The sequence below is a fragment of the Sphingomonas sp. CFBP 13603 genome (assembly GCF_014892665.1).
GTDB lineage: Bacteria > Pseudomonadota > Alphaproteobacteria > Sphingomonadales > Sphingomonadaceae > Sphingomonas.
The window spans coordinates 492,241-517,927 of record NZ_JADBIA010000002.1; the positions used below are offsets into that span (position 1 = coordinate 492,241).

Genomic DNA, 25,687 nt, shown 5'->3' on the forward strand with positions numbered 1-25,687 from the left:
CTAGCCAAATACTCACACCACCCCGGCGGAGGCCGGGGCCCAATTGGAAAGGTTGGAGTAACCGGGCGCATACTTCCGTTACCGTCGTCCCCCAATTGGGCCCCGGCCTTCGCCGGGGTGGAAGACTTCAGGTTACGACGCTCTTAGGCCGCCCGATCCACCACAGGCAGTAGATCGCCAGTGCGTACAGGAAGCGGCTGTAATCCCGTTTCCCCGCACGGTGATCGGCGAACACCTTGTCGACCGCGCCGGCGCGCCAGATGCCTTGTTCGCGGACGCCGCTGTCGCGCCAGAGCTGCTCCGCATACGCGCCGAAATCGCCTGCGAACCATGCGGCCAGTGGCATCTGGAAGCCCTGTTTGCGGCGGTCGAGAATTCCTTCCGGCAACCACGGCGCGATCGCCTGGCGGATGACGTATTTGCCGATTTTGCCGTGCAGCTTCATGTCGGCGGGCATCGACAGCGCGAGGTCGACCATGCCCTGCCCCAGCATCGGCACACGCACCTCGAGCGAATGCGCCATGCTCGCGCGGTCGACTTTCGTCAGCATCGCGCCGGGGAGGTTGAGCGCGAGGTCCGCCAACCCGAACTGATCGAGCGTGTCGGTCGAGATCGCGTCGGGATTGGGGAAATATTCCGCGACCAGCGCGGCGATCCCGCCCTCTTCCTCGGCGATAAACTCCGCCGAGAATATCTCACGGCGGAAGGCTTCGTTGGTGATCTGCGTCTTGGCGAAGAACCGTGCGACACCGTTCGGGAGTGCGGCGCTACCAGTGGTTTTCCGCCAGCGCTGCAATACGGCGTTCGCATGTCGCGAGGGCAAGGTCGGCACTGCATCCAATGCGCGCGCGAGCCTGCGCAACGGCGCGGGCAGCGCACCGATCCGGCGTTCGGTCGCGTGGCGCTTGTAGCCGAAGAACAGTTCGTCGCCGCCATCGCCCGACAGCGCGACTTTCACCTCCTGCGCGGCGATCTGGCTGACGTACCAGGTCGGCACCGCGGACGGATCGGCGAACGGCTCGTCATAGCAATGCTGGACCTCGGGCAGCATCGCCTGCGCGTCCGCCAACTCCAGCGTGCGCGTGACGTGGTGGCAGCCGAGATGCCGCGCGATCGCCTCGGCATGCGGTGATTCGTCGAAGCGCGGGTCGGGGAAGCCGATCGTGAAGGTGCGCACGGGCCGATCCGAGACCTGCGCCATCGCTGCGACCACCGCGGACGAATCCACACCGCCCGACAGGAACGCGCCGACATCGACGTCCGCGACCATCTGCTTGCCGATCGTGTCAAGCCATTCGTCGCGGAAACGCTCGATCCACTGCGCCTCGGACCGGGGTTCAGAGGGATGATAGGCGGGTGTCCAATAGGCGCGCATCGTCGGCGTGCCGCTCGCCTCGACGGTCATCACATGGCCCGGTGGCAGCGTGCGGACCTGCGCGTAGATCGAGCGCGGGGTTCGGACGTGGCCGAAGCTGAAATAATCGTGGAGCGCGCGGCGATCGACGTCGAACGCCATGCCCGGCAGCAGCGTCAGCGTCTTGAGTTCGGAGCCGAACGCGAACCCGGCGGCCTGGTCTGTGTAATAGAGCGGCTTGATACCGATCGGATCGCGCGCCAGCGTAAGCCGTCTGGCGTGCGTATCCCACACCGCGACCGCGAACATTCCGTCGAGTTTCGCCCAGACGTCGTCGCCCCAGCGCTCGTAGCCGGCGAGGATCACCTCGGTATCGCCCGCGCTCTCGAACACGCGCCCCAGCGCCTGCAACTCGCGCCGCAATTCGCGGAAATTGTAGATCTCGCCGTTGAAGACGAGCGCATAGCGATGGTCGGGCGAATGGAACGGCTGGTGGCCGCCCTCGATGTCGATGATACTGAGGCGACGCATCCCGAAGCCGAAGTCGCCATCGGTCATCACGCCCTGGTCGTCGGGGCCGCGGTGGAGGATCGCGTCGCACTGCGCGGTAATGAGGGGCGCGGTGACGAGGCGGGGCGAGACGGCAGCGCTACCTCGCGCATAAAGGCCGGCAATTCCGCAGATAGAGAAGTATCCTCGATATCTGGGCGGCACGCTCGCCCGATCGTCCGCGATCTATAAGCCACCCGCCGCTTTGTCACCTCCGGCATTCCGGAGCACCTGCGTACCGCCCCGCACTTGCCGCGTGGGTTAACGCGTTATAGGGGCCGGACAGCATGGTTCAGGCCCCCGCTCCTCCCCCGGCACCGGCGCCTACTCCGGCTCCAGCCGGCACGACCGGGATTTTCCGGGCCGCGGCACGCAATCTCGGCTGGCTGCTCGCCAGCCGCAGCGTGCTGGCGATCCTGTCGCTGTTCTATCTCGGGTTCGCGACGCGCACACTGGGCGTGGTCGATTTCGGCCGGTTCGCGCTCATCAGTGGGGCCGCACAGGCGCTGGCGACGTTCGTTGGCTTCCAGACATGGCAGATCATCGTCCAATACGGCGTCGAGCCGATCCAGACCGGCGACACCCCAAGGCTGGCGCGGTTGCTGCGGCTGTCCGGGATTCTCGATCTGTGCAGCGCGCTGCTCGGGGCAGTGCTCAGCGTGGCGATCCTGTGGACGTGGAGCGAGAGCTTCGGCATCCCGCCCGACCTGATGCGCGACACGTTGATGTTCGCGGTGGTGCAGCTCATCACGATCCGTTCGACCCCGCTCGGCATCCTCCGCCTGCGCGATAAATTCTCGTTGTCGGCGGTGGCGGACAGCATGACGCCGATCATGCGCTTCGTCGGTGCGGGCGCAGCGATCCTGTTCGAACCGACGATCCGCGGATTCATGATCGCCTGGGCGGTGGCGGAGATCGTGACCGCGGGTACCTACTGGCTGATGGTGGCCAAGAGCGGCGACCTCGACCTGCTCGCAAAGGGTCGCGGAACGTGGCGACAGATCCGCGACGAGAACCCCGGCATCGTCCGCTTTTCGCTCAGCACCAACGCCAGTGCCACCTTGGGCTTGTCGAGCAAGCAGATCCCGTTGCTGCTCGTCGGCGCGTCGATCGGCCCCGCCGCTGCTGGCGCGTTCCGACTGGCGACGCAGCTGGCGCAAGCCTTGGCCAAGCTGTCGCAGATGCTGTCGCGCGCCGCCTTCCCCGAGATCGTTCGCGCGGTACGCACCGCGGAGCCCACGCGCCTGCGCCGGATACTGGTGCGGACGATGCTGGCGAGCAGCGCGGCTGCGCTCGTCATTCTCGCGATCGTTGCGCTGGTCGGCGAACCGATCCTGAAGCTGGTCGGCGGCAAGTCCTTCGGCCACGCCTATCCCGTGCTCCTGTGGCTAGCGGCCGCGGGCTGCTTCGACCTGGCGACCGTGAGCCTCGACACGGTGATGACGGCGTTGCACCGCGCCGGCACGGTGTTCGCGATCCGCGCCGTCGGCGTGCTGCTGTTGTTCGTCACGGCCTTTGCGTTGATGCCGACCTATGATTCGACCGGCGTTGCCGCGGCAGTCGCGGTCGGATCGATGGCCGTCGCGATCCTGCTCGGGTTCGCGGCGGCGCGGATGACGCGCGCGCTGAGCTGAAAGCTGAGCCGGCTGCTGGGCCGGCAGGCGCCGAACGGGGTCGCGGATACGATAAAGGCGGCGTTCACGTCGACAATGCCATCGGGGCGCCCCGCTACCGCCACTTTTCCAGGTCTTTATCCGCCGATGAAATATGCACTATCCTTGGGCCTCGCTGTGCTCGTCGGTATCGTCGCGCCGGTTCAGGCCAGTGCGGCCGAAACGTGCGAGGGCACGCCGGGCAACGGCAATGCAAAGTTGGTCCTCGAAGCGACGACGATGCACAATGCCGTCGGCGAAGTCGCCTTCACGGTGTATCCCGACGACAAGAAGCGGTTTTTGGCAAAAGGCGCAAAGCTGGCACGGGTGCGCGTTGCTGCGACGACGCCCCGCGCGTGCTTCTGGTTGAAGCCCGGCTATTACGCGATCGCGCAATATCATGACGAGAACAGCGACCACAATTTCAACCGCACGCTGTTCACCCCCAAGGAGGGGTTCGGCTTTTCCAACGACGCTCCGACGTCGATCGGGTTGCCGTCGTTCGAGGCTGTTCGAGTCGCGCTGCCGGCGTCGGGGACAGTCGTGCGGATGAAGATGCGGTACCGCCGTTAGGGTGAACCGGTCTCCGCCGACGCGGAACCGAAATCTTCCTGACATAAATTTGTAGCGGTTACGGACCGTGACGGGTAGTTTGTATTGTGGCTGATGCTGTTTCCAACTTTCAGGCCTTTGGAGGGCGCCCGGTGTCGCCATCGGCATGGATACCCGACGTCCTGTCGGAACCCGTCGGCGTGAGCCCGCGCGAGGCGGCGGCGAAGATCCGCACCGGCATCATCTGCAACCCGAAAAGCCACCGTAACCGTAGCAGCGTCGAGGCGACCAAGCCGTTCCTGTCGGGCACCGTGCTCGCGGTGACGCCGCGTACGCAAGCCGAACTCGCCGAAGTGCTGACCGATTTCGCGCGCCACGGTATCGAACTGCTCGTGATCGACGGCGGCGACGGGACGATCCGCGACGTGATGACCGCCGCTGCGCGCGTCTGGACCGGCGCTGCGCCCCGTGTGGCGATCGTGCCGTCGGGCAAGACCAACGCGCTCGCGCTCGATCTGGGCATCCCCGACAGCTGGACGCTCGACCAGGCGCTCACCGCGGCGCGCGACGGCAACGTCAAGACCCGCAGCCCGATCGAGATCGTTCGCAAGGACAATGGCACGCGCCTGCACGGTTTCCTGTTCGGCGCGGGCGCGTTCGTCCAGGCCACCGCGCTGGCGCAGCGCACCCACCGCGCGGGCGCGTTCAATGGCGTCGCCGTCGGACTGGCGCTGTGCTGGGCGATCCTCCAGACGCTGTTCGGCGGCGCCAACAGTGCGTGGCGTGCAGGCACCCGGATGCGGATCCGCTTTCAGGGCGGGGAGACTTCGGGTGCGCATGCTCCGGGTGCGAACACCAACTCCGACCGCGCACGCTACATCATGCTGGCTTCGACGCTGAAGCGGATGCCGGTCGGTATCCGCCCGTTCGGCGTGCCGCGCGCGGGGATGAAGACGCTGGTCGTCGATGCGCCGCCGCGCTGGCTGGCGGCTGCGACGCCGTTGATCGTGACGGGCTCGCCCGCCGCATGGCTCGATCGGGCCGGCTATCACCGGATCGATGCGCCGTCGCTCGACCTGTCGATGGACTCGGGCTTCATCCTCGACGGCGAAATCTATCCGGGTGGCGACCTGATCGTCCGCGAAGGCAAGCCGCTCCGCTTCGTCGTCCCGTGACCACATTGGACGACGTCGTCCGGCGCCAGCTTCGCGCCTCGACGATCCCGGCGGTCCGCGATGTCGCGGCCCTGCTCGCCGAGCCGTCCGACGTGGTGGCAGTTCTCTTCTACGGCTCGAACCTGCGCACTGGTCTGACCGAGGGCGTGCTCGACTTCTACGTGCTGACCGCCGGCCCGCCCGAGCGCGGCATCTGGCCGACCGTCAGCTACCGCGAGTTCGATCTGCACGGCGAAACGCTGCGGGCGAAGATCGCGACGATGCGGCTGACGACGTTCGCGAAGGCCGCCGCGGCCCGTACGCTCGACACCACGATCTGGACACGGTTCGTCCAGCCCTCCGCCCTGGTCTGGGTCCGCGATGGTGCAACCACCCAGGCGGTGGCGACGGCTATAGGCGATGCGGCGAAGTCGGCGGCGCGGTTCGCCGCAGCGCTCGGCCCCTACAGCGGCACGGCGGACGAGTATTGGCGGGCGCTGTTCCGCCAGACCTACGCCGCCGAACTTCGCGTCGAACGCAAGGGCCGCGAGGGGCAGATCCTCCAGTTCGATCCGGGGCGCTACGACGCGCTGCTTCCCCTGGCATGGGCGGCGGATGGTATCGCGTTCGTCGACAACGCCGGCGTGCTGCAACCTGCGCTGCCCCCCGCACAGCGTGCGCGCCTGTTGCAGGCTTGGCGCCATCGCCGGCGCGCGGGCAAACCGATCAATGTCGTTCGCCTCGTCCGCGCCGCCTTCACCTTCGAAGGTGCCGCGCGCTACGGTGCCTGGAAAGTCGAACGCCATACGGGGATCCCCGTGCCGATGACGCCGTGGCGCGAGAAGCACCCGATCCTCGCCGCCCCTGGCGTGTTCTGGCGGGTGTGGCGCGCACGCGCCAACGAGGCTGCGAAGCCGGCATGAGCACGGGCTTCAGCGCGCTGATCCTCGCGGGCTCGCGTGGCGGCGTCGATCCGGTCGCAGCTTACGGCGGCGCGTCGCACAAGGCGCTGATCCTGCTCGACGGCAAGACCCTGCTCGCGCGCGTCGCCCAGTCGCTGCGAGACGCGGGCGCGACCCGGATCGCCGTTTCGGTATCGGACGACAGGGTCCGCGCCCACGCGATCGCGCTGGGCCTTACCGTCCTGACGGCCGCCGCCGGCCCCAGCCTCAGCGTCCGCGAGGGCATCGAGGCACTCGGCACGCCGCTGCTCGTCACCACGGCCGACCATGCACTGCTCCAGCCCGAATGGATCACGCGCTTCCTCGCCGATGCGCCCCCGAAGGCCGACGTAGCCGCATTGCTCGCACGTCAGGACGTGATCGAGGCTGCCGCCCCCGGCACGCGCCGAACCTATCTGCGCTTCGCCGACGGGGCATGGTCCGGCTGCAACCTGTTCTACTTCGCTACGCCGCGCTCGGTCGCTGCGCTCGATCTGTGGGCGCAGGTCGAAGCGGACCGCAAGCGGCCTTGGCGGATCGTCCGTCGGCTCGGCATCGGCACGTTGTTCCGCTATCTTTCTGGCCGGTTGACGCTGGTCGCAGCGATCGCGCACCTCGGTCGGCTTGCCGGCCTCGATGCAGCGGCGGTGGGGAGCCCGTTCGGGCTTGCGGCGGTCGATGTCGACAAACCCGCCGATCTCGATCTGGTGCGGAGCTTGATCGCGAACGACTGAAGCGGCGTCGTTACGACGGAGCCGCTGCGACGGCCTGCGCCAATTCCACGAAGAAATAGCGCGACCGGCCTGTTCGCCCCTGTCCCCAAGCGCTGGCTTGGTGCAAAGCGCCGCGCATGCAAACGTACGCGCCCCAAACCGCCCCGCATGCCCGTGGCATGACCTCGATCGGCATCTACGGCAGCGCAGGACGCATGGGGCGCGCGATCGTCGACGCGATAGAAGCTGCCGGTGCGACGCTCGCTGGTGGCGTCGACGCGCGCGAGGATCCCAACGCGCTCGCACAGACCGCCGACGTGCTGGTCGACTTTTCGACCGCGTCCGCCGTCGAAGCACACCTCGCCGCCGCGCGCGCGGCTGGTACCGCTATCGTCATCGGCACGACCGGCCTTTCGCCGCAGCATCAGTCGATGATCGACGCGGCCGCAAACGATATCGCCGTGCTGCAGACCGGCAACACCTCGCTCGGCGTGACGCTGCTCGGCATCCTGGTGCGCGAAGCCGCCGCCCGGCTTGGTTCGGACTGGGACGTCGAGATCGTCGAGATGCACCACAAGCACAAGGTCGATGCCCCCTCCGGCACCGCCCTGCTGCTCGGCGAAGCGGCAGCCAAGGGACGCGGTACCACGCTTGCCGAACTCCGCGTCGACAGCCGCGCCGGGCTCGTCGGTGCACGGACCGAGGGGACGATCGGCTTCGCGTCGCTTCGCGGCGGCTCGGTGATCGGCGATCACAGCGTGATCTTCGCGGGCGAAGGCGAGCGGATCGAGCTGAACCACCGCGGCGACGATCGCTCGATCTTCGCGCGCGGCGCCGTACGCGCGGCGATCTGGCTCGCCGGCCAACCCGCCGGGCGCTACCGGATGGGCGACGTGCTCGGACTGTGAAGAAGGCGGACGTCGTCGAATTCTACGCGCGTCTGGCGGAGGCGGATCCGCATCCCGAGACCGAGCTGGAATTCGTCAATCCCTACACGCTCGTCGTGGCGGTCGCGCTCTCCGCCCAGGCGACCGACGTCGGCGTCAACAAGGCGACGCGTGCGCTGTTCCGCGACGTCGACACGCCGGAGAAGATGATCGCGCTGGGCATCGACCAACTCAAGCGCCACATCAAGACGATCGGCCTGTTCAACACCAAGGCAAAGAACGTCATCGCGTTGTCGCAGATGCTGATCGACGATTTCGGCGGCGAAGTACCGCCGGACCGCGAGTCGCTCGAACGCCTGCCGGGCGTGGGCCGCAAGACCGCCAACGTCGTGATGAACGTCGCGTTCGGCGCGGAGACGTTCGCCGTCGACACGCACATCTTCCGCGTCGGCAACCGCACGGGCCTTGCACGGGGCAAGACCCCCTTGGCGGTCGAACTGAAACTCGACAAGGCGACCCCGCAACCGTTCCGCCTCCACGCGCATCACTGGCTGATCCTGCACGGCCGCTACGTCTGCAAGGCGCGGACGCCCGAATGCTGGCGGTGCATCGTCGCGGATCTCTGCGCGTTCAAACCCAAGACGCCGCCGCCCAAGGTCAGGAATGCCATACCGACGAAGTGACGCGCGGGCATCAAAACGGCTGGCGCCCCGCCCCCAGCTTTGCTAGGCGCTCCCATCTGGCACCCGTAGCTCAGCTGGATAGAGCGCTGCCCTCCGAAGGCAGAGGCCACTGGTTCGAATCCAGTCGGGTGCACCAAAATTTTCCGTAATGTCCTGGCATGACCTAGATTGCCTGTTCCGGTGTTGTCCCGGAGCCCTTGGACGATGGGCGAGCTTCGAGACATGCGGCAGGCCGAAGGTGCCCGGGCATTTGCACTCGCACCATGTTGTGATCGCGATACCCTCTTTCAGAGCGTGCTCGATACAGCGGCATTAGACGGGCTTAAGTGACTAGCATAGGCGAAGCTGAGTGGTTCTGCGAAAACCATGGCCGATGATCAGTGCCGGGGATTTGCCGCCGTGAAAGCAGATATTCATCTATACTCTGCTCTTTATAGTTAACGATTTACTAAATTCTACAAAAGTCAGATTTTAGACAGAACGTGCGACCGCCACGGCCAGTTGCAGCACATTTGCTGCAATGCGACGAATAGTCCGAAAGCCGGGCCAGCTAGCGCTACGGCAGCTAGGCAAATATGGTCTTATCTGAAATATTGCACTGCAGCGATACACATCAGTCAAGAGGTGCGGCCATGGATTTTTATGGCGACGTGCGTACTCGTTTTCGAGTGCATTCGGGACTAAATGGCGCGCTTGGGATGGCATCTCGCGCTAACCTGAGGCGCAAGGTGGACGGCAATATATCTAGACTGATCGACATAGTCTTTTCTTCGACGGCGTTCCTCATTCTTCTTCCGGTTATCGCCCTGATTTGCATAGCAATTGTTGTGCAGGATGGCGGCTCGCCGTTCTTCGTGCATCGCCGTATCGGTCGGGGTGGACGACTGTTCCCGTGCCTCAAGTTGCGCACCATGGTGCTCGATTCCGAAGCCCGGTTGCGCCGTCACCTCGAAGAGAATCCCGAGGCTCAGGCCGAGTGGGCGCTGGACCAGAAGCTGCGCAACGATCCCCGGATCACGCCGCTCGGCGTATTCCTGCGCAAGTCGAGTCTCGACGAACTGCCGCAGCTGCTCAACGTCGTCTGGGGGCATATGAGCCTTGTCGGACCACGGCCGATCGTGCCTGCCGAAGTGCCGCGTTATGGCCGGTACATGGAGTTCTACTGCAACATGCGGCCCGGCATCACCGGGTTGTGGCAGGTCAGCGGTCGCAACGACATCAGCTATCGCCGACGTGTGGCGATGGACACGATCTATAGCCGGACGCGGTGGTTCGGTAGTGACATCTGGATCATGGTTCGTACCGTTCCGGCGGTGTTCGCGAGCAAGGGTTCGTTCTGAATACCGCCCTGCTCCCGTCGCGCGCGGACGCGACGATCGCCGGCCAACTGGGTCATTCCCCACCACGATCGGTCCTGATGGTCGATCCCTCGCTTTTCACCGCGCCCTATGATGCAGCACTGTCCGACGGTCTCCAAACCAATGGCACTCGGCCGACCTGGGCGACCCGTGCGCTCCGTGCGAACGAGGAGGATTTGCTGGCGATGACGTCGTGCCTGCCCTTCTTCTATCCGTTCACCGACGGACCGCGGCGACGGACGGGCGCGGCTTGGCGGGCCGTCAAAGGCCTCGAGCACGTGGCCGGGTTGCGACGGCTCCAGAAGGAGGCCGCGCGGTTCGACCTGGTTCATTTCCAATGGGCGCCGCTGCCGATGCTCGACGTTCGCGCCGTGCGTCGCATTCGCCGGGACCGTCCTGTGGTATTGACGGTGCACGACGTCGAACCCTTCAACGGCCGCCCCGTCAGTGCCGCGCAGAGCGGTGGCTATCACGCGATGCTCGGCGAGTTCGACCGGCTGATCGTGCACACCGAGCAAGGCCGCGATGCGCTCCGTACGCGCGGTCTGCCTGCCGACCGTATCCATGTCATACCGCACGGCGTATTGCCGCTGCGCGCCGCCGCACCCGAGCCGCGCGCGGACGATGGCCGCTGGCGCATCGTGCTGTTCGGGCGATTGCAGGCGTACAAGGGCGTCGACCTGCTCGTCGAGGCGCTCGGCTTGATCGATCCGGCGGTCCGCGCCCGGATCGAGGTGATCGTCGCGGGCGAGGCTCAGATGCCCGTCGAACCCATCCTGGCTCGGGCGGCCGACCTGAAGCTCGGCGCGAGCTTTACCTTGCGCGCGGGGCGGCTGTCGGAGGACGCGATGGCTGCTCTGTTGCGGAGCGCCGACGCGTTCGTCTTCCCCTATCGCGCGATCGACGCGAGCGGCGTCCTGCACCTCGTCGCCGATCTCCACCGCTGGCTGATCGCGAGCGACATCGGCGCATTCCGGACGATGATCGGCAAGTCCGACGATACGGGCGACCTCGTCCCTCCCGCCGATACCCAGGCGCTGGCGGACGCGATCGTCCGATCGATCGGCCGACGCCCACAAGCGCCACCCGACACCGGCGTGTCCGACTGGACACAGATCGGCGCCATGACTCGCGACGTATACGACGCGGCGCTCGCCGATCGCGGCCGGAGCGCGGCGTCATGAGCCGGTCGCTTCTCATCCTGCAGGACAGCCCCGAATTCGGCGGGCATGAAGCGATGTTTCTCCGCTTCCTCCCGACGCTCGTGCAGGACGGCGGATACGACCGGATCGTCGTCCGCCATCCGATGTCGAACGCAAAACTGGCGGAGCGGCTCCAGCCTTACGCCTCGGACACGTTCGAGGTGAAGCCCTGGCCTTTCACCAAGCAGCGCGCCGAACCGTATCTGGCCGGTTTCCGCCGGACCTACGCGCGTGCCGTCCAGCAGGTCTTCGGCGAGATGCGGCCGACCGCCACGTTGCTGCTTCAGGGCAGGATAGAGAATTGCGCGGTACCGCTGCTCGCTGCGCCACGCGGCAGCTTTGTCGTCAGCTATGTGCCGATGGCGCACAAGATGGCCGATCTGGGTCGTCGCGCGGTACCGGGCGATTGGGTTCGCCGACGCCTGTACCGTCGCCCCGATCGCTTCATCGTCCCCGGATCGGCAGTCGTCGGCCAGGTCCGCGCCGCAGGCGGGCGCTCGCCGGTGGTGGTCGCCGACAACGTCGTCGCGCCGCCGCCCCGCCCCGATCGTGCGCAGGCTCGGGAAGCGCTCGGGCTCGCGCCGGATGCACGAGTCGCGCTGTTCCTGGGCCGGCTCGACGTGCGCCAGAAGGGGCTCGACAACCTCGCCGACGCGATCCGTCGCGATGCCGCGCAGCTCGGTGGTTGGACGTTCCTGTTCGTCGGTGCGGGCGAAGGCCAAGCCGACCTGGAAACGCTGGCCCGCGATCTCGCCGGGAAGGTTGATATCCGCTGTTCGAGCTGGACCGACAGCCCGCACGCGACGTTGGCCGCCGCCGATCTGTTGCTGATGCCGTCGCGCTGGGAAGGCGTACCGCTCGTCATGCTGGAGGCGATGACCTACAGGGTGCCGATCCTCGCCTCGCAGATCGATGTCTTCCAGGACTATCTGCCACTCGCCAACCGCACCGATTTCGCGAACGTCGATCTGGCGGATGCGATGACGCGGGCGATCTCCCCACCCGTCGCCGAAAGCTACCGCACGCATGTGGGTCAACGGTTGGCGACGACCGATCTCCAGCAATCAAGCATGCGCTTCGTCGAGGCACTACGCCCGGAAGGGACACCGATATGACGGCGACGGTCATCATCCCCACCCTCAACGAGATCGCGCATATCGATACCCTGCTCGCCAAGCTTCTTGGCGAACCGGCGACGGTGGTCGGCGAGATACTCGTTGCCGATGGCGGCAGCAGCGACGGCACGCGCGAAGCCGTGTCGGCCTTTGCGCGACGCTCCCCACGGGTGCGACTGATCGACAACCCCGAGCGCATCCAGGCTGCGGGCGTCAACCGCGCGGTAGCGGCGGCGGATCGCCGCTTCGACGTCATCGTCCGGGTCGATGCGCATGCGCTCTATCCGGCGGATTACGTCGCACGCCTGCTGGAATCGCTGGATGCGAGCAAAGCCGACTCGGTGGTGGTCCAGCTTACGACCAGAGGCCATGGCGGCTTTCAACGTGCGATCGCGATCGCGCAAAACAGCAAGATCGGCACGGGCGGTTCGGCACATCGGATGGGCAATGTGTCGGGGTGGGTGGAGCATGGGCATCATGCGGCCTTTCGTCGCGCTTTGTTCGAGCGGGCGGGCGGGTACGACACCAGTTTCGAGGCGAACGAGGACGCCGAGCTCGACGCGCGACTGCGGGCGCTCGGCGGCCGGATCTGGCTCGATACGACGATCCCCGTCATCTATTACCCTCGCGCCACGCTCAGCGGCCTCGCGCGGCAGTATTTCCGCTACGGCTCGGGCCGCGCGCGGACCAGTTACAAGCATGGCGAGCGGCTGCGGCTGCGCCAGATGCTGCCTCCCGTCGTTGCATTGGCAATCGGGTTCAGCCTGCTTGGCGCCATCCTGCTCCCCGCGTTGCTGGTAATTCCGCTGCTCTACGCGCTCGTGCTGCTCGCGGCATCGAGCCTGTTCGCCGTCAAGGAGCGGTGGCTCGGCGCGCTTATGGCCGCACCCGCACTGGCAACGATGCACATCGCGTGGGGCGCAGGCTTCCTGAAGCGCAAAGCGCTGCAAATTCGAACAAGGAAACCCATGATCGATACCGAGATCGAGCGCGTCCGCGGTGCGGAACGCAGTGGAGAAGCGATATGAAGCGGAAGGTCGCAAGCGCCCTTGCGGCGGCCTGTGCGGCGTCGGTCTGGCTGACCGGCTGCACCGCCGATATCGCGCAAACACCCGCGGGCGCCCCGCCCACCGCCGCCTATGTCTACCGGCTCGCGCCCGACGATCGGCTGCGGATCAACGTCTATAACGAGCCCGGCGTGACCGGCGAATATGCGGTCAACAGCGAAGGCGACATCTCGTTTCCGCTGGTCGGCATGATCAAGGCGCAGGGCCAGACGCTCGGCGAGTTCTCGGCGACGCTGACGCAGACGCTTCAGGCACGGTATTTCAAGAATGCGCACCTGGTCGTCGACCTCGTCGCCTCGCGGCCGATCTACGTGCTGGGCGAAGTGAACAAGGCGGGCCAGTTCCCCTATCAATCGGGGATGACGGTGCTGGGCGCGGTCGCGACCGCGGGTGGCTTCACCTACCGTGCCAACCAGAAGACCGTGATGATCCGCCATACCGGACAGGCTGCCGAACAACGCGAACCGCTGACCGCTGACGTGATCGTGCAACCCGGCGATACCGTCCGGATCCGAGAGCGAAACTTCTAGCCGCCGTGTTCCGCCGTACACCGTATTGGCTTCGTCATGCCGCCCGCACAAGCGTGTTGGGCAGTGCGATGTTGTGCCCGCAATTGGTCCATGCCCAGGAGGCACCGCTGTTGCCCGAGGAAAAGCCCCAGATCGAAACGCGGCATACCGCCGTGCTCGAGCGCGTGCAGCCGGGCTATGTCGCGCCGGGCATCCCGCTCGGCGGGTTCCAGCTGGCGCCGTCGGTCGAGATCACCGGCGTCTACGACGACAATATCTTCGGTACGCAGGACGACCGGGTCGCCGACAGCCTGTTGCGGATCCAGCCGCAGGCGAAACTGCAATCGCAATGGGCACGCAACAGCCTGAGCCTCGAAGCCAAGGGCAAGATCGACCGGTATCTCAACCGCAGCACCGAGAACGTCGAAGATTATTCGGTGACCAGCCGCGGCGTCTATGAATTCGATCACGCGACCGCGCTTACCGCTGCGATCCGTGCCGAAGGCATCCACCAGTCGCGCCTGTCGCAGGACATCTTCTCGCAGACGATCAAGCCGATCTACTACACGCAGCAATCGGGCGCGATGCTGCTCGCGCATGATTTCGACAAGCTGCGGCTGTCGGCGACGGCGCGCGTGGCCCGGTTCGATTTTCGCGACGGCCAGCTCGCCGACGGCTCGATCGCGGATTACCAGCCGAGCGACAATACAAGCTACCGCGTCGGCATGCGCGCCTCCTATGCGCAGACGCCGTCGATCGCGTGGTTCACCAGCGCGAGCTACAATATCCGCCGGTTCCGGGTCGGGACGATCGAGACGCCCAAGCGCAATTCGGAAGGGTTCGAGCTGCTTGCGGGCGTAAGCTTCGAGCCGGCGGCGCTGATCCGCGGCAGCATCGGCATCGGCTATATCCAGCAGCGGTTCCGCCTGCCCTTCTACAGCGATCTCGGCGGCCTAGGCTTCAACGCCACGGTGCAGTTCTTCCCGACCCAGCTGACCACGGTCACGATCAGGGGCAATCGCTCGGTGCTCGACTCCGGCATCCCCGGGTCGGGCGGTTATCTGTCGACGCAGGGCAGCATCCAGGTCGATCACGAATGGCTGCGTCAGCTGATCCTGTCGGCGTCGATCGGATACCAGGACAGCCGGTTCAACAATCTCGATCGCACCGATGGTCGCCTCAGCGCCAAGGCCAGCGCGACCTACCGTATCAACCGCCATGCCGGGCTCAAATTCGGCATCGAGCGGCTCGACCAATCCTCCAACGGCACTGATCGTTACCGCGCGTTCAAGGACAACCGCGCGACGATCGGCCTGACGCTGACAAGGTGAACGCCATGGACGACTTCCGCTCCAGCCAGACTGCCGATTCCCATACCGCTGGGCCCCGTGCGAAAGGGCGATTGGCCGCAACGATCGCCGACCCGATGGACAGCATCCGTCGCGCATTCGCGGCCGCACGCCACAGGAAATGGCTCGCGATCGGCGTGTTCCTGAGCGCGCTGGCCCTGGTGCTCGCCTACGGGTTCACGCGGACCAAGCTGTACACCGCGACGTCGGGCATGGTCGTCAATTCGCGCGAGCTGAACGTGTCCGAGAAGGACAAGGAAGTGCTGCCCGGCCTGTCCACCGCCGACACCGCAGTCGCGACCGAGGTCGAGATCATGCGCTCTTCGGCGGTCGCGCTCGGCACCGTCCGCGCGCTGAACCTCGTCGACAATCCGGTCTTCGCCGCGAGCATCGCCAAGCTGCCAGCCACCGCCCGGGAAACCGCAGCCACCGGCATGGTGATCGGCGGCACCAAGATCATCCGGCCCGGTGAATCGAGCGTCGTCTCGATCGCCTATACGACGTCGGATCCGACGCTCGCCAAGGCGGTGGCGGATCAGATCGGCCACCAATATCTCGCGGTGAAGGAAAAATCCCGCCGCGCCGCCGTCGAGCAGGTCGGCCGTGGGCTCGGCAACGAACTCGACAATCTGCGCATCCAGCTCGAAGCCGCGGATACCGAGGTCGCCCGATACCGTGCGCAACACGATCTGTTCGACAGTCAGGGCGCGACCTTCACGCAGCAGGAATTGTCGCTCTACAAACAGCAGCAGGCCGCAGCGCAAGCCGCACTGGCCGACGCGCAGGCCAAGCTTAGCACCGCGCGCGGGCAGACGCGCAAGGGCGATACCGGCGGCGTCGGTGCGGTCCTGCAATCCCCGGTGATCCAGCAGCTGCGCAACCAGCGCGCGTTGCTGGCGACCACCTATGCCGACATGCAGGGCCGGTATCAGCCGGATCATCCCGACCTGATCCGCACCAAGGACCAGGTCGAAGCGCTCGACCGCGCGATCAGCGCGGAAACCAGCCGGCAGCTCGCCAATCTGAACGCCAACGCACAGATCGCCCGCGATCAGGTCGCCAACGCGGCCGGTATCGTCGCGCGGACGACGGGTACGCTGGCCAGCGACAACAACGCATCGGTCCAGCTTTCCCAGTTGCAGCGCAAGGCGGATGGCCTGCGGTCAACCTATCAGGCGCTGCTGGAGCGCAAGAACCTGATCAGCAGCCAGGCGCTGGTCGCGGACGAGGATGCCCGGATCTTCTCCCCGGCGGCGTTCCCGCAGCGGCCGACCTCGCCCAACAAGCCGCTGATCCTGATGATCGGTCTCGTGCTGGCGACGATCGTCGCGGGTGCGGCGGTGTGGATCGCGGAAGCGTTCGATCGCAAGCTGAACTCGTCGGCCGACATCGAGCGAAAGCTGGGCCTGCCGCATATCGCCAATGTGCCGGAGATTTCGTCGATCGCCCGGCCCGGCGAGGAAGGGATTTCCGCGATCGATTTCCCGGTGGAGCGTCCGTTGTCGCTCTACGCCGAACAATTGCGCGCCGTACGACTGGCTCTGGTGCGCAAGGGCCGCAACGCCATGACGAGCGTCGGCATAACCTCGGCACGCCCGAGCGAGGGCAAGACCACGCTCGCGATCTCGCTCGCGCGGACGTCGGCTATGGCGGGTAGCCGCACGTTGCTCGTCGATGCCGATCTCCGTCGGGCTTCCGTGTCACGGGCGATGGGGCTGCCGCCGCATGCCGGGCTGGTGCAGGTGCTGCGCCGGACCGCGACGCTCGACGAGGCGCTGATCCACGATGCGGTCAGCGGGATGTACGTGCTGCCGGCCGGCGATACGACCGAGAACCGGCAGGACCTTTTCGCCGCGGCGAATATCGGTGCGCTGCTGGCCGAGGCGGAAAAGCGTTTCGACCTGGTGATCTTCGACGCGGCGCCCGCGCTCGCCGTGACCGACGCCCGGTTGCTGCTACGTCAGGTCGACGAGGTGCTGATGGCGCTGCGCTGGAACGATACGCCGAGCCAGACCGCGGCGGCGACGCTGAAGCGGATGCGCGCGCTCGATATCGAGCCGCTCGGCGTGATCGCGACCCGTGTCGACATGCGCGCGCTGGCTGCCTTCGGCCACGGCGATGTCGATCGCGATCACGCCGACTATGGGGCCTATTATGCCTGAGTCGGTTGGCCGCTCACTTCGCGAACTCCTCCTTGTAGGCCGCCAGCGCCAACGGGAATTTGCCGGCCGACATCGTCGCATCGTAATCGGACGCGGTGAAATCCCAATAGCTCGCATACGCGACGCGGTGCGTCCGCATCCAGGCGGCCATGTTGTGGATGAACGTGGGATCGTCACCATAGCCATGCCCGTCGGGCCGCGTGCCCGTGCCCCATTCGGGCACCACGATCGGCTTGCCGTGCGCGGTGGCGAACTTCGCGAGCCAGTTCAGCCCGTAATTGGCGGTGAGGTACCCCTGCCAGCGCGTGGCGGCGTCGGTATCCTGCGGGCGCCAGCTCTGGTTGTAGATATCGATCCCGATCAGGTCGACGGCATCGTCGCCCGGCCACAGCGAATCGGGGGTGTTCACGCCGGTGGCGAGCGAAGGGTTCCACACGATCCGGAAATGCTGGCCGGGCACGGCGCGCAGCACCTCGACGACGTGACGGAACGCGCCGACGAACGAGACCGGGTCCTTCTCGGCGGCCCAGGCATACCAGTTGCCGTTGAACTCCCAGCCGAGCCGGATGACCGTATCGGCGCGCCCCTTTGCGACGAGCAGGTCGCCGATCTTGCGGAACTCCGCGTCATACTCGCCGGCAGCCGCCGAACTCAGCGTACCGCCCTTGACGACGAGCGGCACGCCAAGCGCGAGGCGAACCGGCTGGTTCTGCCAGCAGGTCAGCGCCCATTGCGCGCCGCTATGCAGTTGAGCCCAGCTTTCGGCGGACAGGAAATCCGAGACACCGTCGAGCTTGCGACCGATCACGCCCTGATAGCGTGGCAGCCGATCCTTACCGTCGCAGCCGGCGCCCTTGTAGACGTACATCAGCGGGTTGGCTTGCGCAGGCGTTGCGGCCAACGCGGCGGCAGCAAGTGCGATCATAACGGCAGTCCGGGCCATGAGGCGGCACTCCAGCCCGGCCGGGATGGGAAAACGAAACACCGGCCGGCCGGGCGACGGCGGTGGCGATCGATCCTCTACCGGTCCGCTCTCTGGCAGCCTGTACGTAGCGATACGCCCTCCGGAACCTGCGGAAAAGCACCGCGCCACGCGACGCCCCGCGCGCGAGACGAGGCGAGTTGGTTAACGTCATGACCACCATGCCCACCTCCCGAGATCATGCTCTCCGATACGATGCCTTGCGGGACGGGATCGCGGCGGACGCGCAGGACCAGTCCGAACGCAACAGCCGGATCTTCGTCCACGGCACGTTGATCGCCTGCCTGATCCTGCAACGGTTCGGCGCGATGCCGGGCGGAAGCGCGGTGTTCATCAGCCTGCCGGCGTTCGGGCTGCTGCTCGGATGGGGCCTCTCCAGCGGCATCGCGACGCTGCGCCCGCGCGGCGTGGCGCTCTATCTCGCGTTCGCCGCCTGCACGCTGATCTCGACGCTGATCGCGTTGACCACGCCCGATGGCCGTTTCGGCACCAGCGTCAGCTCGGTGGTCGCGATCCTGGTAACGTACGGCTTCACCATGATCGGACCCAGCGTGCGGTTCGACCGGGCGACCGTGTTCCGCCTGTTCCTCGCCTATACGCGCGTCATCGCGGCGGCGGGCATCGTCCAGTGGCTGGTACAGTTCGTCGGCATCCGGATCTTCTCGTTCATGGTGACGGTGCCCGCGCTCAAGCCGGTGCTGGTCGAGCAGTTGTATAACTTCAATCCGATCATGCACTACGGGTCGACGGTCATGCGCTCCAACGGCTTCTTCCTGCTGGAGCCGAGCATGTTGTCGCAGACGCTCGTGATCGCCGTCGTGATCGAGTATTTCATCCTCGGCCGCGTGAAATACCTGCCGCTCTATCTGGTCTCCTACATCCTGTCGTTTTCGGGCACCGGCGCCTTGTCGCTTGCGCTCGCGGTGCCGTTCTATGCGTGTCTGTCGGCCAGGAATTTCGGCCGCGTCGCCGGTTTCCTGATCGCCGGCGTGGTCGCGCTGGCGCTCGGGTCGATCGTCTTTCCCGAGCAAATCGGGTCGATCCTCGGCCGCACCAACGAGCTCAGCTATTCCGGGTCCAGCGGCTATGCGCGCTTCATCGGCCCGTTCCTGCCGATCGCGGAGCTCAGCCACGAGGCGCGTATTTTGGTCGGCTGGGGGCCGGGCGCGACCGAGCGGTATCTCTACTTTAAGGAGGGCACGGGCAATTCGATCGCCAAGCTGATCACCGATTACGGCGCGATCGGGATCACCGCGTTCATGGCGATGTTCGTCGGTACGTTGTGGCGGCGCGAGATCGCGATCCTGTCCGTGCTGGCGCTGACCACGTTCATCATCGGCGGCGGCTATCTGTTGTTCACGCCGATGCTCGTCCTGCTGTTCCTGCTGTGCATCTGGGGCGGCGTGCCATCGGATGCCGCGGTCGCGATCGACGGCGACGTCAGGCCAGCTTGATGATCACCATCCACAGCAGGACGCCGACGACGGCGGCGGCACCCCAGGCGGTGAATGAAATGCGACGTCCCGTCGGCGCCTGCTGCCACGGCGAGCCCGCCACGCGCGACGCTTCAGTATCGGCAAAGGGTGCCGCACTTCGGTTGAGCGGTTCGGGCGCGATCGGCGCACGAGTCATCGACTCGCTCTCTTTTCCCGTAGGATCCTCGCCAATCATCCCTGCCTCTCCGGCCGCTAATGTTCTGCAGTGCACGGCCGGCATATGACACAGCAAACGCGAATGCTGCCCCGTTCCGACCGGACTTACTGCTCTTATCGCCCCGATATAGGACAATTTCTGAAGATTAGCTTGCGGAATCCACGGAGATTACAGGTCCGCGGCGACATCCTGATCGCGGAAGCGCAGGCGGGAGACGAAGGTGCGGTTGGTACGCCGCTGCACCTCGGCCGCGACGATCATTGCGACGCGCTTCGGCGTGGGCTCGAGACGCAGCGCGCCGAGCATCAGCATCCGCGCCTCGCGGTAATGACGCATCGTGAAGTTTACCCGGCCGCATTCCCACATCTGGCTGGCGCGCATCGCCCGCTCCAGCTTGCGCCATGTCGGGGCGGAGAACCGCGCGCGGATCGTCGCGTTGCCGCCGATCGTGTCGAGACAGGGCTGGTGGTTGGCCCAGTCGACCGAAAGGCCCCCCGACGAACTGCCCGGCCGGACCCGCAGCGAGAACACTTCGGGCTCGGTCCCGATAAACGCGAACTCGCCCTCGGCGGCGAGCCGGCACCAGAACTCCCAGTCCTCGCTCAGCCGCAGCCGGGTATCGAAGCCGCCGAGCCGGCGCGCGACCTCGGTCCGGATCAAGACGTGACCGCCATTGGCGAGGAAATTGCCGCGCAGCATCGGCTCCAGCACGTCGCCGTCGGGATAGCGGTGCAGCGCGAGCGGCTTTTGCCCCGGATAGGGCGCGCCGCTCGGCAGGATCTTGAGGAACGTGCCGAACGCCGCGACCGCGTCGGCCCTGGCGTCCAGGGCGGCAGCAAGGCGCGCGAACGCGGTCGGGTTGAGCACGTCGTCGCCGTCGAGGAACATCACGAACCTCCCCTGAGCCAGCGAAAGACCGTTATTTCGCGCGGCGGAGACCCCGGCATTTTTTTGCTGCACCAGCGAAATACGCGGGTCGTCGAGCGTGCGGATCTCGTCCGCGGTAGCGTCCGTAGAGCCGTCGTCGACGACGATCGCCTGCCAGTCGGCGCGCGATTGGGCCATGATGGATGCCAGACAGGGCAGGATGAGTCCGGCCACGTTGTATGCTGGTACGATCACCGTAATCTGAGGGTCCGACATCATGCTCCTTTCGAGCAGCGATCCCGGAAACCCGCCTTGAGGGAACCCGTATGATCCAGGCCAGCGTCATCATTCCGGCCTATAATGCCGAGCAGTATATCCAGGCGACGATCGCTTCTGCAATGCAGCAAAAGGGGTGCGATCTGGAGATCATCGTGGTCGATGACCGGTCGACCGATAACACCGCCGCGATCGTCGCCGAGATCGCCCGCAGCGATGCGCGCGTGTCGCTGCTCGCACTGCCGCGCAACGGCGGGCCATCGGTCGCGCGCAATGCCGGGATCGGCGCTGCGCGCGGCACATGGATCGCGCTGCTCGACGCGGACGACGCCTTCATGCCCGGCAGGCTCGCGGCGTTGATCGCGCTCGGCGAAGCGAAGAACGCCGACATGGTCGCGGACAATCTGCTGCTCGTCGATCAGGTGGACGGGTCCGAGCAGCCGATGCTTGAGCCCGGCGCGCTGACCGCGCCCTGCCCGATCGACCTGCGGGAATTCATCGCCCGCAACATCTCCGCGCCGGAAGCACCGCGCACCAATTACGGCTTTCTCAAACCGCTGATGCGGCGCGATTTCCTGACGCGACACAACCTGCGCTACGACGAGAATGTCCGGTTCGCGGAGGATTTCGCGCTGTATGTCGCGTGCCTGCGTGCGGGGGCGCGGTGGTGGCTGCATCCCGAACCCTTTTATCGGTATCTGGTCCGCCCGGATTCGCTGACGCAGATCCAGACGACCGGCGATCTCGACGCCCTGCGCCGCCGCCAGCGCGCGCTGCTCGCCGAGGCGCAGGCGACGGGAGACGGTCCGCTGGCCGCCCTTCTCCGTCAGCATCTTCGTACCGTCGACCGCTGCTATTATTATCGCGGTTTCACCGACGAGCTGAAGGCACGCCGCCCGCAACGCGCGCTCGGCTATCTGTTCGCCAGCACCGACAGCACGCTGCTCGTCGCGCAGGAGGGCGCGCGTCAGTTGCCGCTGATCCTGCGCAAGGCGTTGCAGGGCGGCTACAAGAAGGCGGCGGCTCGATGACCGATATCGCAATGCCACCCGAATTCTCCCCGGAAGGCGATTCATCCGCGCTGAAGCGCCGGTCGGCGATGGGCGCGGTCATCACCATGGGCGGCCAGGGCAGCAAGTTCGTGCTGCAATTCGGCAGCCAGGTCGCGCTCGCGCGCCTGCTGTTGCCGACCGACTTCGGGTTGCTGGCGATGGTCGGCCCGCTGGTCGCCGCCGCCTTGCTCATGACCGACCTCGGTCTCTCCGCGGCCACTATCCAGCGGCCGACGATCAACCAGACCGAATTGTCGAGCCTGTTCTGGCTCAACGTCCTGATCGGCTTTTGCCTCGCCGGCCTCGCGGTCGCCGCCGCGCCTCTTGCCGCGATATTCTACGCCACCCCCGCGGTGACGCCGGTGATGATGGCGATGTCCGCAGCGCTGCTGCTGTCGAGCCTCGCCGCACAGCATCTCGCGCTGCTCAACCGCCGCATGCAGTTCGGCGCGATCGCGATGATCGAGGTTGGCGCGCTCGTCGCGGGCGTCATCGTCGGTGTCGGCGGCGCGCTTGCCGGGTTCGGCTATTGGTCGCTCGTCGCGATGCAGATCACCAACGGTCTCGCCACGCTGATTCTCGCCTGCGTCTTCTCGCGGTGGCGACCGTCGCGGCCGGGGATCTCGCGCGATGCGCTCCATTTGCTGCGCTTCGGCGGCACCGTGACCGGCTATAATCTGCTCGGCTATCTGATCACCAACCTCGGCAATATCCTGATCGGCGCGCGGTTCGGCGCGGGTCCGCTCGGAATCTACGATCGCGCGTACAAGCTGATGTTCCAGCCGCTATGGCAGATGACCGCGCCTGCCGCGCGGGTCGCTGTGCCGTTGCTGTCGCGGCTGGCGGGGGACGACGCCGGCTATCGCAGCGCATACCTCGCAATGCTCGGCGGCGTCCTGACGCTCACGACGCCCGGAATCCTGTGCGCGATCGTGTTTGCGAAACCGGTCATCGTCGTCCTGCTCGGCGAGCGGTGGCTGGACGTCGTGCCGACGTTCGCGTGGCTCGGCGGCGCCGCGCTGACGCTCCAGTTGCGCCAGGCCGCATCCTGGCTGTTCGTCAGCCAGGGGCGTGCCAAGGAACAGCTCAAATGGGGCGGGCTGGGATCGGCGGCGATCATCATCGGCTATCTGATCGGCATCTTCTGGGGGCCCAAGGGCATCGCCATGTCCGCCGCGATCTCCAGCGCGCTGGTGCAGATCCCGATGATGTGGTGGGCGGTCACGCGCAGTGGTCCGGTGACGCGCGCCGATGCGATCCAGCTGGCGATCCCGATCGCGTTCGCGACGGCGATCACCGGCGGGTTGCTGGCGCTGGCGGCACGCGAACCGATCTGGAGCAGCCTGCCGATGCTCGCGGTTGCCGGTATCCTTGCCTACGCGCTCTTCATCGGTGCGCTGGCGTTGTTCCCGAATGGTCGGGCCCAGTTGTCGAAGGCCGGCGGGATCGTTCGGAGGTTGGCGAAGCGCTGAAAGCGAACGATCCTCCCTCGCCAGGGGGAGGTGGCGCCGAAGGTGACGGAGGGGGAGGACACGGAACCGAGGTTGTTCCTTTCCTCCCCCTCCGTCTGGCAAGCGCCAGCCACCTCCCCCTGGCGGGGGAGGATTCCAGAACTAGCTTCTCGTTAGCCTGCGCGCACGTCCGCGATCAGCCCCTCGACGGCGTGCTCGAGCTGGCCGAGGCGCTCGGCGAAGATCGCATCCTTGCTGAGATAGCTCTGCCCCGTGGCCGCCGCCTTCAAGGCACGGCTCGCGTCTGCCAGCCGACGGCCGTCGAACCGCGTCGCCGCCGTCTTCAGCAACGCCTTGATCGCGCCCGGTGCCGCGACCGCGCCGATCACCGCAGGCTCCTCGCGGAACCGGTCCTGGAAATCGGCGATCAGCGCCGCGTCGTCGACGCTGGCTGAATCGGTATGCGCGACGCTGCGCCCGCCCGCCTGAGTCAGGCGGCTGATGCGATCGTAGCGGAAAGCCTCCAGTCGCGCGGTCGGGGGCAGTGCCACCGGCCGGTAGGCGAGATCGAGCGACCCTGCCCAATCGCGCCATTTGAAGATGCTGACCTCGGGCGAGATCATCACCGGGATCCACGGGATACGCAGCGTATCCGCGACGATCGCGCCGTGCATCGCCTCGGTCACGACCAGCTTGGCGCGGCCGTAACAGGCGAGGATTCGGTCGGGCGTCCATTGCGGATCGACGAAGGTCATCCCCGCCTGCTCGGCGGCCGCCTGCCAGCGACTGTTCACCAGCGTCCGGTGATGCGGCATGAACAGGATCTCGTCGGGGTTTGCGGACCGCGGCACCAGATCGGGAAGCTTGGCGAGCAACGCCGCGCTGTCGGTCACCGCGGCTTCGGGACGGCCGATCACCGTGGCGGTCAACGGCCCGCGGACCGCGCAATAGGTCCAGCGCGCGTAATCGTCGGGCAACCGGCCATACGCCGCGCCCGATCCGAGCACGAACACGCGCTTGTCGACCGTCACGACATCGCGAAACCGTGCCTCGTCGAGCAGGCTGCCGATGCCCACCAGCACGGTATCGGGCGCCGCGCGCACGTCGTCGGGCAAGACCCGGGGCCAGATCAGTTCGTTCAGGTCATCGCCGAAATTGCCGACGGCATCCTTGTAGTAGACGATCTGCATCTGTGTTCCTGTCTCAGTCGTTGGCTAGAAAGCGATGCGGCTAGAAAGCGATGCGGCTCGACACGCGTTTGCGCCCGGTGTCCCGATCGGCGAACCGACCGAGATTGGGAATGTGGCGGGATGCAGCCGCTGCGCGCGCAAAATGATGCAGCGTCCGCGTTACCGTCGCGGCGGGAGCGAGCACGTCTGTCATTGCTCTATTGCACCGCAACATGATCTTCCACGCAAGCGGTCTCGCTCGCGGATCGAGACGCACCGTGCACCATTCGGGCTTATCCCAGATTATGGCGGTTTTTGACCAGCCAGCGTCGAACGGGACGGCGCGCCAGGAGTATGGCCGTTCTCGCTGCGATCGCGCTGAAGCATGGTGCATGGCAACATCGGCGACGTCTCCATCGCCGAGATCGATGCCGCTTCCGCCACGCTCGGATTCAGATCGACGCCACCGCGCGCTGACCGAGGCCTGACGACAAGCCTATCCCTGCTCGCCCGCTAGCGGGTGACGACATCGCGTTTCATCGGCGCGAGCTTGGCGAGCAAGGCGTTCTGCGCGCGGAACGCGACGTGCTCGCGGGTCATCGCAGCCTGGAGGTTTTCGACGAGCGCGTTCATGTCCTTTGCCTGGATCCCCAGATCCTTGTGCGCGGTCGCCATGTCGCGGCCCGAATAGCTGCAGCCGCCGGCCAGCAGATAACAGAACTGCTCCTTCAGCGTACGGCGCAGGCGGACCATGTCCTGCCCCTTGAAGATGTCACCGATGCGCGGGTCCGCCTGGCTCGTCGTGACGAGGTCGTCGACGACGCGGTCAATCCCTGCGCGACCGTGGAACGCCTCCAGCAGGACCGTTTCCCTGGCGGGGCGAGCACCGGCATGGGTATCACGCATGATATAGGGCGCGACCGGGTCTTCCCCGGCCAGCGCGGGCGTGACTTGCAGCAGTGCCACCAGGAACGAAAGCATCGTCATGTC

General features: G+C 66.3%; 24 protein-coding genes and 1 tRNA gene. 18 read left to right on the plus strand and 7 right to left on the minus strand.

All coding sequences use genetic code 11. The annotated features are described in order from the left end of the window. Positions 1-127 precede the first annotated feature (127 nt). Positions 128-2,068 (minus strand): asparagine synthase (glutamine-hydrolyzing), encoded by a 1,941-nt coding sequence (asnB, locus tag IFR23_RS05095; protein WP_342344872.1) that lies wholly within the window; start codon positions 2,066-2,068, stop codon positions 128-130. A gap of 122 nt (positions 2,069-2,190) precedes the next feature. Between asnB and IFR23_RS05100 the strand changes: the two genes are divergently transcribed. From IFR23_RS05100 to IFR23_RS05170, 15 genes are all read left to right on the plus strand, one after another. Beyond that, a complete protein-coding gene (locus IFR23_RS05100) occupies positions 2,191-3,537 on the plus strand; it encodes a lipopolysaccharide biosynthesis protein (protein ID WP_192974941.1) in 1,347 nt (448 codons plus the stop codon). Positions 3,538-3,681: 144 nt separating this feature from the next. Next, positions 3,682-4,128 (plus strand): DUF2141 domain-containing protein, encoded by a 447-nt coding sequence (locus IFR23_RS05105; RefSeq protein ID WP_181321239.1) that lies wholly within the window; start codon positions 3,682-3,684, stop codon positions 4,126-4,128. A 131-nt stretch (positions 4,129-4,259) separates the two neighbouring features. Next, positions 4,260-5,282 carry a diacylglycerol kinase family protein gene (locus tag IFR23_RS05110; RefSeq protein ID WP_192239433.1) on the plus strand — a complete coding sequence of 341 codons (1,023 nt, stop codon included), beginning with the start codon at positions 4,260-4,262 and terminating at the stop codon, positions 5,280-5,282. Next, positions 5,279-6,184, plus strand: coding sequence for a hypothetical protein (locus IFR23_RS05115; RefSeq protein ID WP_342344873.1), 906 nt, complete (start codon positions 5,279-5,281; stop codon positions 6,182-6,184). Before IFR23_RS05110 ends, IFR23_RS05115 begins: the two co-directional genes overlap by 4 nt. Then, positions 6,181-6,936 carry a nucleotidyltransferase family protein gene (locus IFR23_RS05120; protein WP_192974942.1) on the plus strand — a complete coding sequence of 252 codons (756 nt, stop codon included), beginning with the start codon at positions 6,181-6,183 and terminating at the stop codon, positions 6,934-6,936. Before IFR23_RS05115 ends, IFR23_RS05120 begins: the two co-directional genes overlap by 4 nt. Before the next feature lie 158 nt (positions 6,937-7,094). Further along, the gene (gene dapB / locus IFR23_RS05125) at positions 7,095-7,823 is read left to right on the plus strand and encodes a 4-hydroxy-tetrahydrodipicolinate reductase (RefSeq protein ID WP_107964091.1); all 729 of its coding nucleotides are present in this window, start codon (positions 7,095-7,097) and stop codon (positions 7,821-7,823) included. Then, a complete protein-coding gene (nth, locus tag IFR23_RS05130) occupies positions 7,820-8,485 on the plus strand; it encodes an endonuclease III (RefSeq protein WP_192974943.1) in 666 nt (221 codons plus the stop codon). Before dapB ends, nth begins: the two co-directional genes overlap by 4 nt. Positions 8,486-8,544: 59 nt before the next feature. Further along, a tRNA-Arg gene (locus IFR23_RS05135) sits at positions 8,545-8,621 on the plus strand. Positions 8,622-9,117: 496 nt separating this feature from the next. After that, positions 9,118-9,825 carry a sugar transferase gene (locus IFR23_RS05140; protein WP_244655451.1) on the plus strand — a complete coding sequence of 236 codons (708 nt, stop codon included), beginning with the start codon at positions 9,118-9,120 and terminating at the stop codon, positions 9,823-9,825. A gap of 77 nt (positions 9,826-9,902) precedes the next feature. Next, positions 9,903-11,027 carry a glycosyltransferase family 4 protein gene (locus tag IFR23_RS05145; RefSeq protein ID WP_192974944.1) on the plus strand — a complete coding sequence of 375 codons (1,125 nt, stop codon included), beginning with the start codon at positions 9,903-9,905 and terminating at the stop codon, positions 11,025-11,027. Then, entirely contained in the window at positions 11,024-12,160 is a 1,137-nt protein-coding gene (locus tag IFR23_RS05150; protein ID WP_192974945.1) for a glycosyltransferase, read from the plus strand. The genes IFR23_RS05145 and IFR23_RS05150 overlap by 4 nt, the downstream gene beginning before the upstream one ends. Next, complete coding sequence (locus IFR23_RS05155) at positions 12,157-13,188, plus strand: glycosyltransferase family 2 protein (RefSeq protein WP_192974946.1); 1,032 nt, start codon at positions 12,157-12,159, stop codon at positions 13,186-13,188. Before IFR23_RS05150 ends, IFR23_RS05155 begins: the two co-directional genes overlap by 4 nt. Then, complete coding sequence (locus IFR23_RS05160; protein WP_192974947.1) at positions 13,185-13,757, plus strand: polysaccharide biosynthesis/export family protein; 573 nt, start codon at positions 13,185-13,187, stop codon at positions 13,755-13,757. Before IFR23_RS05155 ends, IFR23_RS05160 begins: the two co-directional genes overlap by 4 nt. 83 nt (positions 13,758-13,840) lie before the next feature. Next, complete coding sequence (locus IFR23_RS05165) at positions 13,841-15,067, plus strand: outer membrane beta-barrel protein (protein ID WP_192974948.1); 1,227 nt, start codon at positions 13,841-13,843, stop codon at positions 15,065-15,067. A gap of 5 nt (positions 15,068-15,072) precedes the next feature. Further along, positions 15,073-17,247, plus strand: coding sequence for a GumC family protein (locus tag IFR23_RS05170; protein WP_192974949.1), 2,175 nt, complete (start codon positions 15,073-15,075; stop codon positions 17,245-17,247). 13 nt (positions 17,248-17,260) lie between these two features. Here IFR23_RS05170 and IFR23_RS05175 read toward each other — a convergent pair whose 3' ends face one another. After that, the gene (locus IFR23_RS05175) at positions 17,261-18,172 is read right to left on the minus strand and encodes a glycoside hydrolase family 26 protein (RefSeq protein WP_244655452.1); all 912 of its coding nucleotides are present in this window, start codon (positions 18,170-18,172) and stop codon (positions 17,261-17,263) included. Between the two features lie 209 nt (positions 18,173-18,381). On the opposite strand from IFR23_RS05175, the gene IFR23_RS05180 reads away from it, so the two are divergent. Next, positions 18,382-19,683 carry a hypothetical protein gene (locus IFR23_RS05180; protein WP_244655453.1) on the plus strand — a complete coding sequence of 434 codons (1,302 nt, stop codon included), beginning with the start codon at positions 18,382-18,384 and terminating at the stop codon, positions 19,681-19,683. On the opposite strand, the gene IFR23_RS05185 is transcribed toward IFR23_RS05180, so the two are convergent. Together IFR23_RS05185 and IFR23_RS05190 are read right to left on the minus strand one after the other, a co-directional pair. After that, positions 19,670-19,861, minus strand: coding sequence for a hypothetical protein (locus IFR23_RS05185; protein WP_192974951.1), 192 nt, complete (start codon positions 19,859-19,861; stop codon positions 19,670-19,672). The genes IFR23_RS05180 and IFR23_RS05185 overlap by 14 nt on opposite strands. Positions 19,862-20,050: 189 nt before the next feature. Beyond that, on the minus strand, positions 20,051-21,028 hold the full coding sequence (locus tag IFR23_RS05190; RefSeq protein WP_192974952.1) for a glycosyltransferase: 978 nt from the start codon (positions 21,026-21,028) through the stop codon (positions 20,051-20,053). 47 nt (positions 21,029-21,075) lie between these two features. On the opposite strand from IFR23_RS05190, the gene IFR23_RS05195 reads away from it, so the two are divergent. Further along, the gene (locus IFR23_RS05195) at positions 21,076-22,056 is read left to right on the plus strand and encodes a glycosyltransferase family 2 protein (protein WP_192974953.1); all 981 of its coding nucleotides are present in this window, start codon (positions 21,076-21,078) and stop codon (positions 22,054-22,056) included. After that, positions 22,053-23,549: a lipopolysaccharide biosynthesis protein gene (locus IFR23_RS05200; RefSeq protein ID WP_192974954.1), complete on the plus strand. Its 1,497-nt coding sequence runs from the start codon at positions 22,053-22,055 to the stop codon at positions 23,547-23,549. Before IFR23_RS05195 ends, IFR23_RS05200 begins: the two co-directional genes overlap by 4 nt. Positions 23,550-23,701: 152 nt before the next feature. On the opposite strand, the gene IFR23_RS05205 is transcribed toward IFR23_RS05200, so the two are convergent. The 3 genes from IFR23_RS05205 to IFR23_RS05215 form a co-directional block, all read right to left on the minus strand. Continuing rightward, the gene (locus IFR23_RS05205; RefSeq protein WP_192239419.1) at positions 23,702-24,718 is read right to left on the minus strand and encodes a polysaccharide pyruvyl transferase family protein; all 1,017 of its coding nucleotides are present in this window, start codon (positions 24,716-24,718) and stop codon (positions 23,702-23,704) included. Positions 24,719-24,758: 40 nt separating this feature from the next. After that, positions 24,759-24,911 (minus strand): hypothetical protein, encoded by a 153-nt coding sequence (locus tag IFR23_RS05210; RefSeq protein WP_192974955.1) that lies wholly within the window; start codon positions 24,909-24,911, stop codon positions 24,759-24,761. A gap of 299 nt (positions 24,912-25,210) precedes the next feature. Continuing rightward, the gene (locus IFR23_RS05215) at positions 25,211-25,684 is read right to left on the minus strand and encodes a group I truncated hemoglobin (protein WP_192974956.1); all 474 of its coding nucleotides are present in this window, start codon (positions 25,682-25,684) and stop codon (positions 25,211-25,213) included. Positions 25,685-25,687 lie beyond the last annotated feature (3 nt).

What these genes read in the sequence shown, in the direction of transcription:
- IFR23_RS05145 (WP_192974944.1), top strand. Translation starts at nt 9,903, where the DNA reads ATGGTCGATCCCTCGCTTTTCACCGCGCCCTATGATGCAGCACTGTCC.
- IFR23_RS05215 (WP_192974956.1), bottom strand. Translation starts at nt 25,684, where the DNA reads ATGACGATGCTTTCGTTCCTGGTGGCACTGCTGCAAGTCACGCCCGCG.
- IFR23_RS05150 (WP_192974945.1), top strand. Translation starts at nt 11,024, where the DNA reads ATGAGCCGGTCGCTTCTCATCCTGCAGGACAGCCCCGAATTCGGCGGG.
- dapB (WP_107964091.1), top strand. Translation starts at nt 7,095, where the DNA reads ATGACCTCGATCGGCATCTACGGCAGCGCAGGACGCATGGGGCGCGCG.
- IFR23_RS05190 (WP_192974952.1), bottom strand. Translation starts at nt 21,028, where the DNA reads ATGATGTCGGACCCTCAGATTACGGTGATCGTACCAGCATACAACGTG.
- IFR23_RS05160 (WP_192974947.1), top strand. Translation starts at nt 13,185, where the DNA reads ATGAAGCGGAAGGTCGCAAGCGCCCTTGCGGCGGCCTGTGCGGCGTCG.
- IFR23_RS05140 (WP_244655451.1), top strand. Translation starts at nt 9,118, where the DNA reads ATGGATTTTTATGGCGACGTGCGTACTCGTTTTCGAGTGCATTCGGGA.
- IFR23_RS05100 (WP_192974941.1), top strand. Translation starts at nt 2,191, where the DNA reads ATGGTTCAGGCCCCCGCTCCTCCCCCGGCACCGGCGCCTACTCCGGCT.
- IFR23_RS05185 (WP_192974951.1), bottom strand. Translation starts at nt 19,861, where the DNA reads ATGACTCGTGCGCCGATCGCGCCCGAACCGCTCAACCGAAGTGCGGCA.
- IFR23_RS05175 (WP_244655452.1), bottom strand. Translation starts at nt 18,172, where the DNA reads ATGATCGCACTTGCTGCCGCCGCGTTGGCCGCAACGCCTGCGCAAGCC.
- IFR23_RS05205 (WP_192239419.1), bottom strand. Translation starts at nt 24,718, where the DNA reads ATGCAGATCGTCTACTACAAGGATGCCGTCGGCAATTTCGGCGATGAC.
- IFR23_RS05195 (WP_192974953.1), top strand. Translation starts at nt 21,076, where the DNA reads ATGATCCAGGCCAGCGTCATCATTCCGGCCTATAATGCCGAGCAGTAT.
- IFR23_RS05200 (WP_192974954.1), top strand. Translation starts at nt 22,053, where the DNA reads ATGACCGATATCGCAATGCCACCCGAATTCTCCCCGGAAGGCGATTCA.
- IFR23_RS05120 (WP_192974942.1), top strand. Translation starts at nt 6,181, where the DNA reads ATGAGCACGGGCTTCAGCGCGCTGATCCTCGCGGGCTCGCGTGGCGGC.
- IFR23_RS05210 (WP_192974955.1), bottom strand. Translation starts at nt 24,911, where the DNA reads ATGACAGACGTGCTCGCTCCCGCCGCGACGGTAACGCGGACGCTGCAT.
- IFR23_RS05155 (WP_192974946.1), top strand. Translation starts at nt 12,157, where the DNA reads ATGACGGCGACGGTCATCATCCCCACCCTCAACGAGATCGCGCATATC.
- IFR23_RS05180 (WP_244655453.1), top strand. Translation starts at nt 18,382, where the DNA reads ATGACCACCATGCCCACCTCCCGAGATCATGCTCTCCGATACGATGCC.
- IFR23_RS05170 (WP_192974949.1), top strand. Translation starts at nt 15,073, where the DNA reads ATGGACGACTTCCGCTCCAGCCAGACTGCCGATTCCCATACCGCTGGG.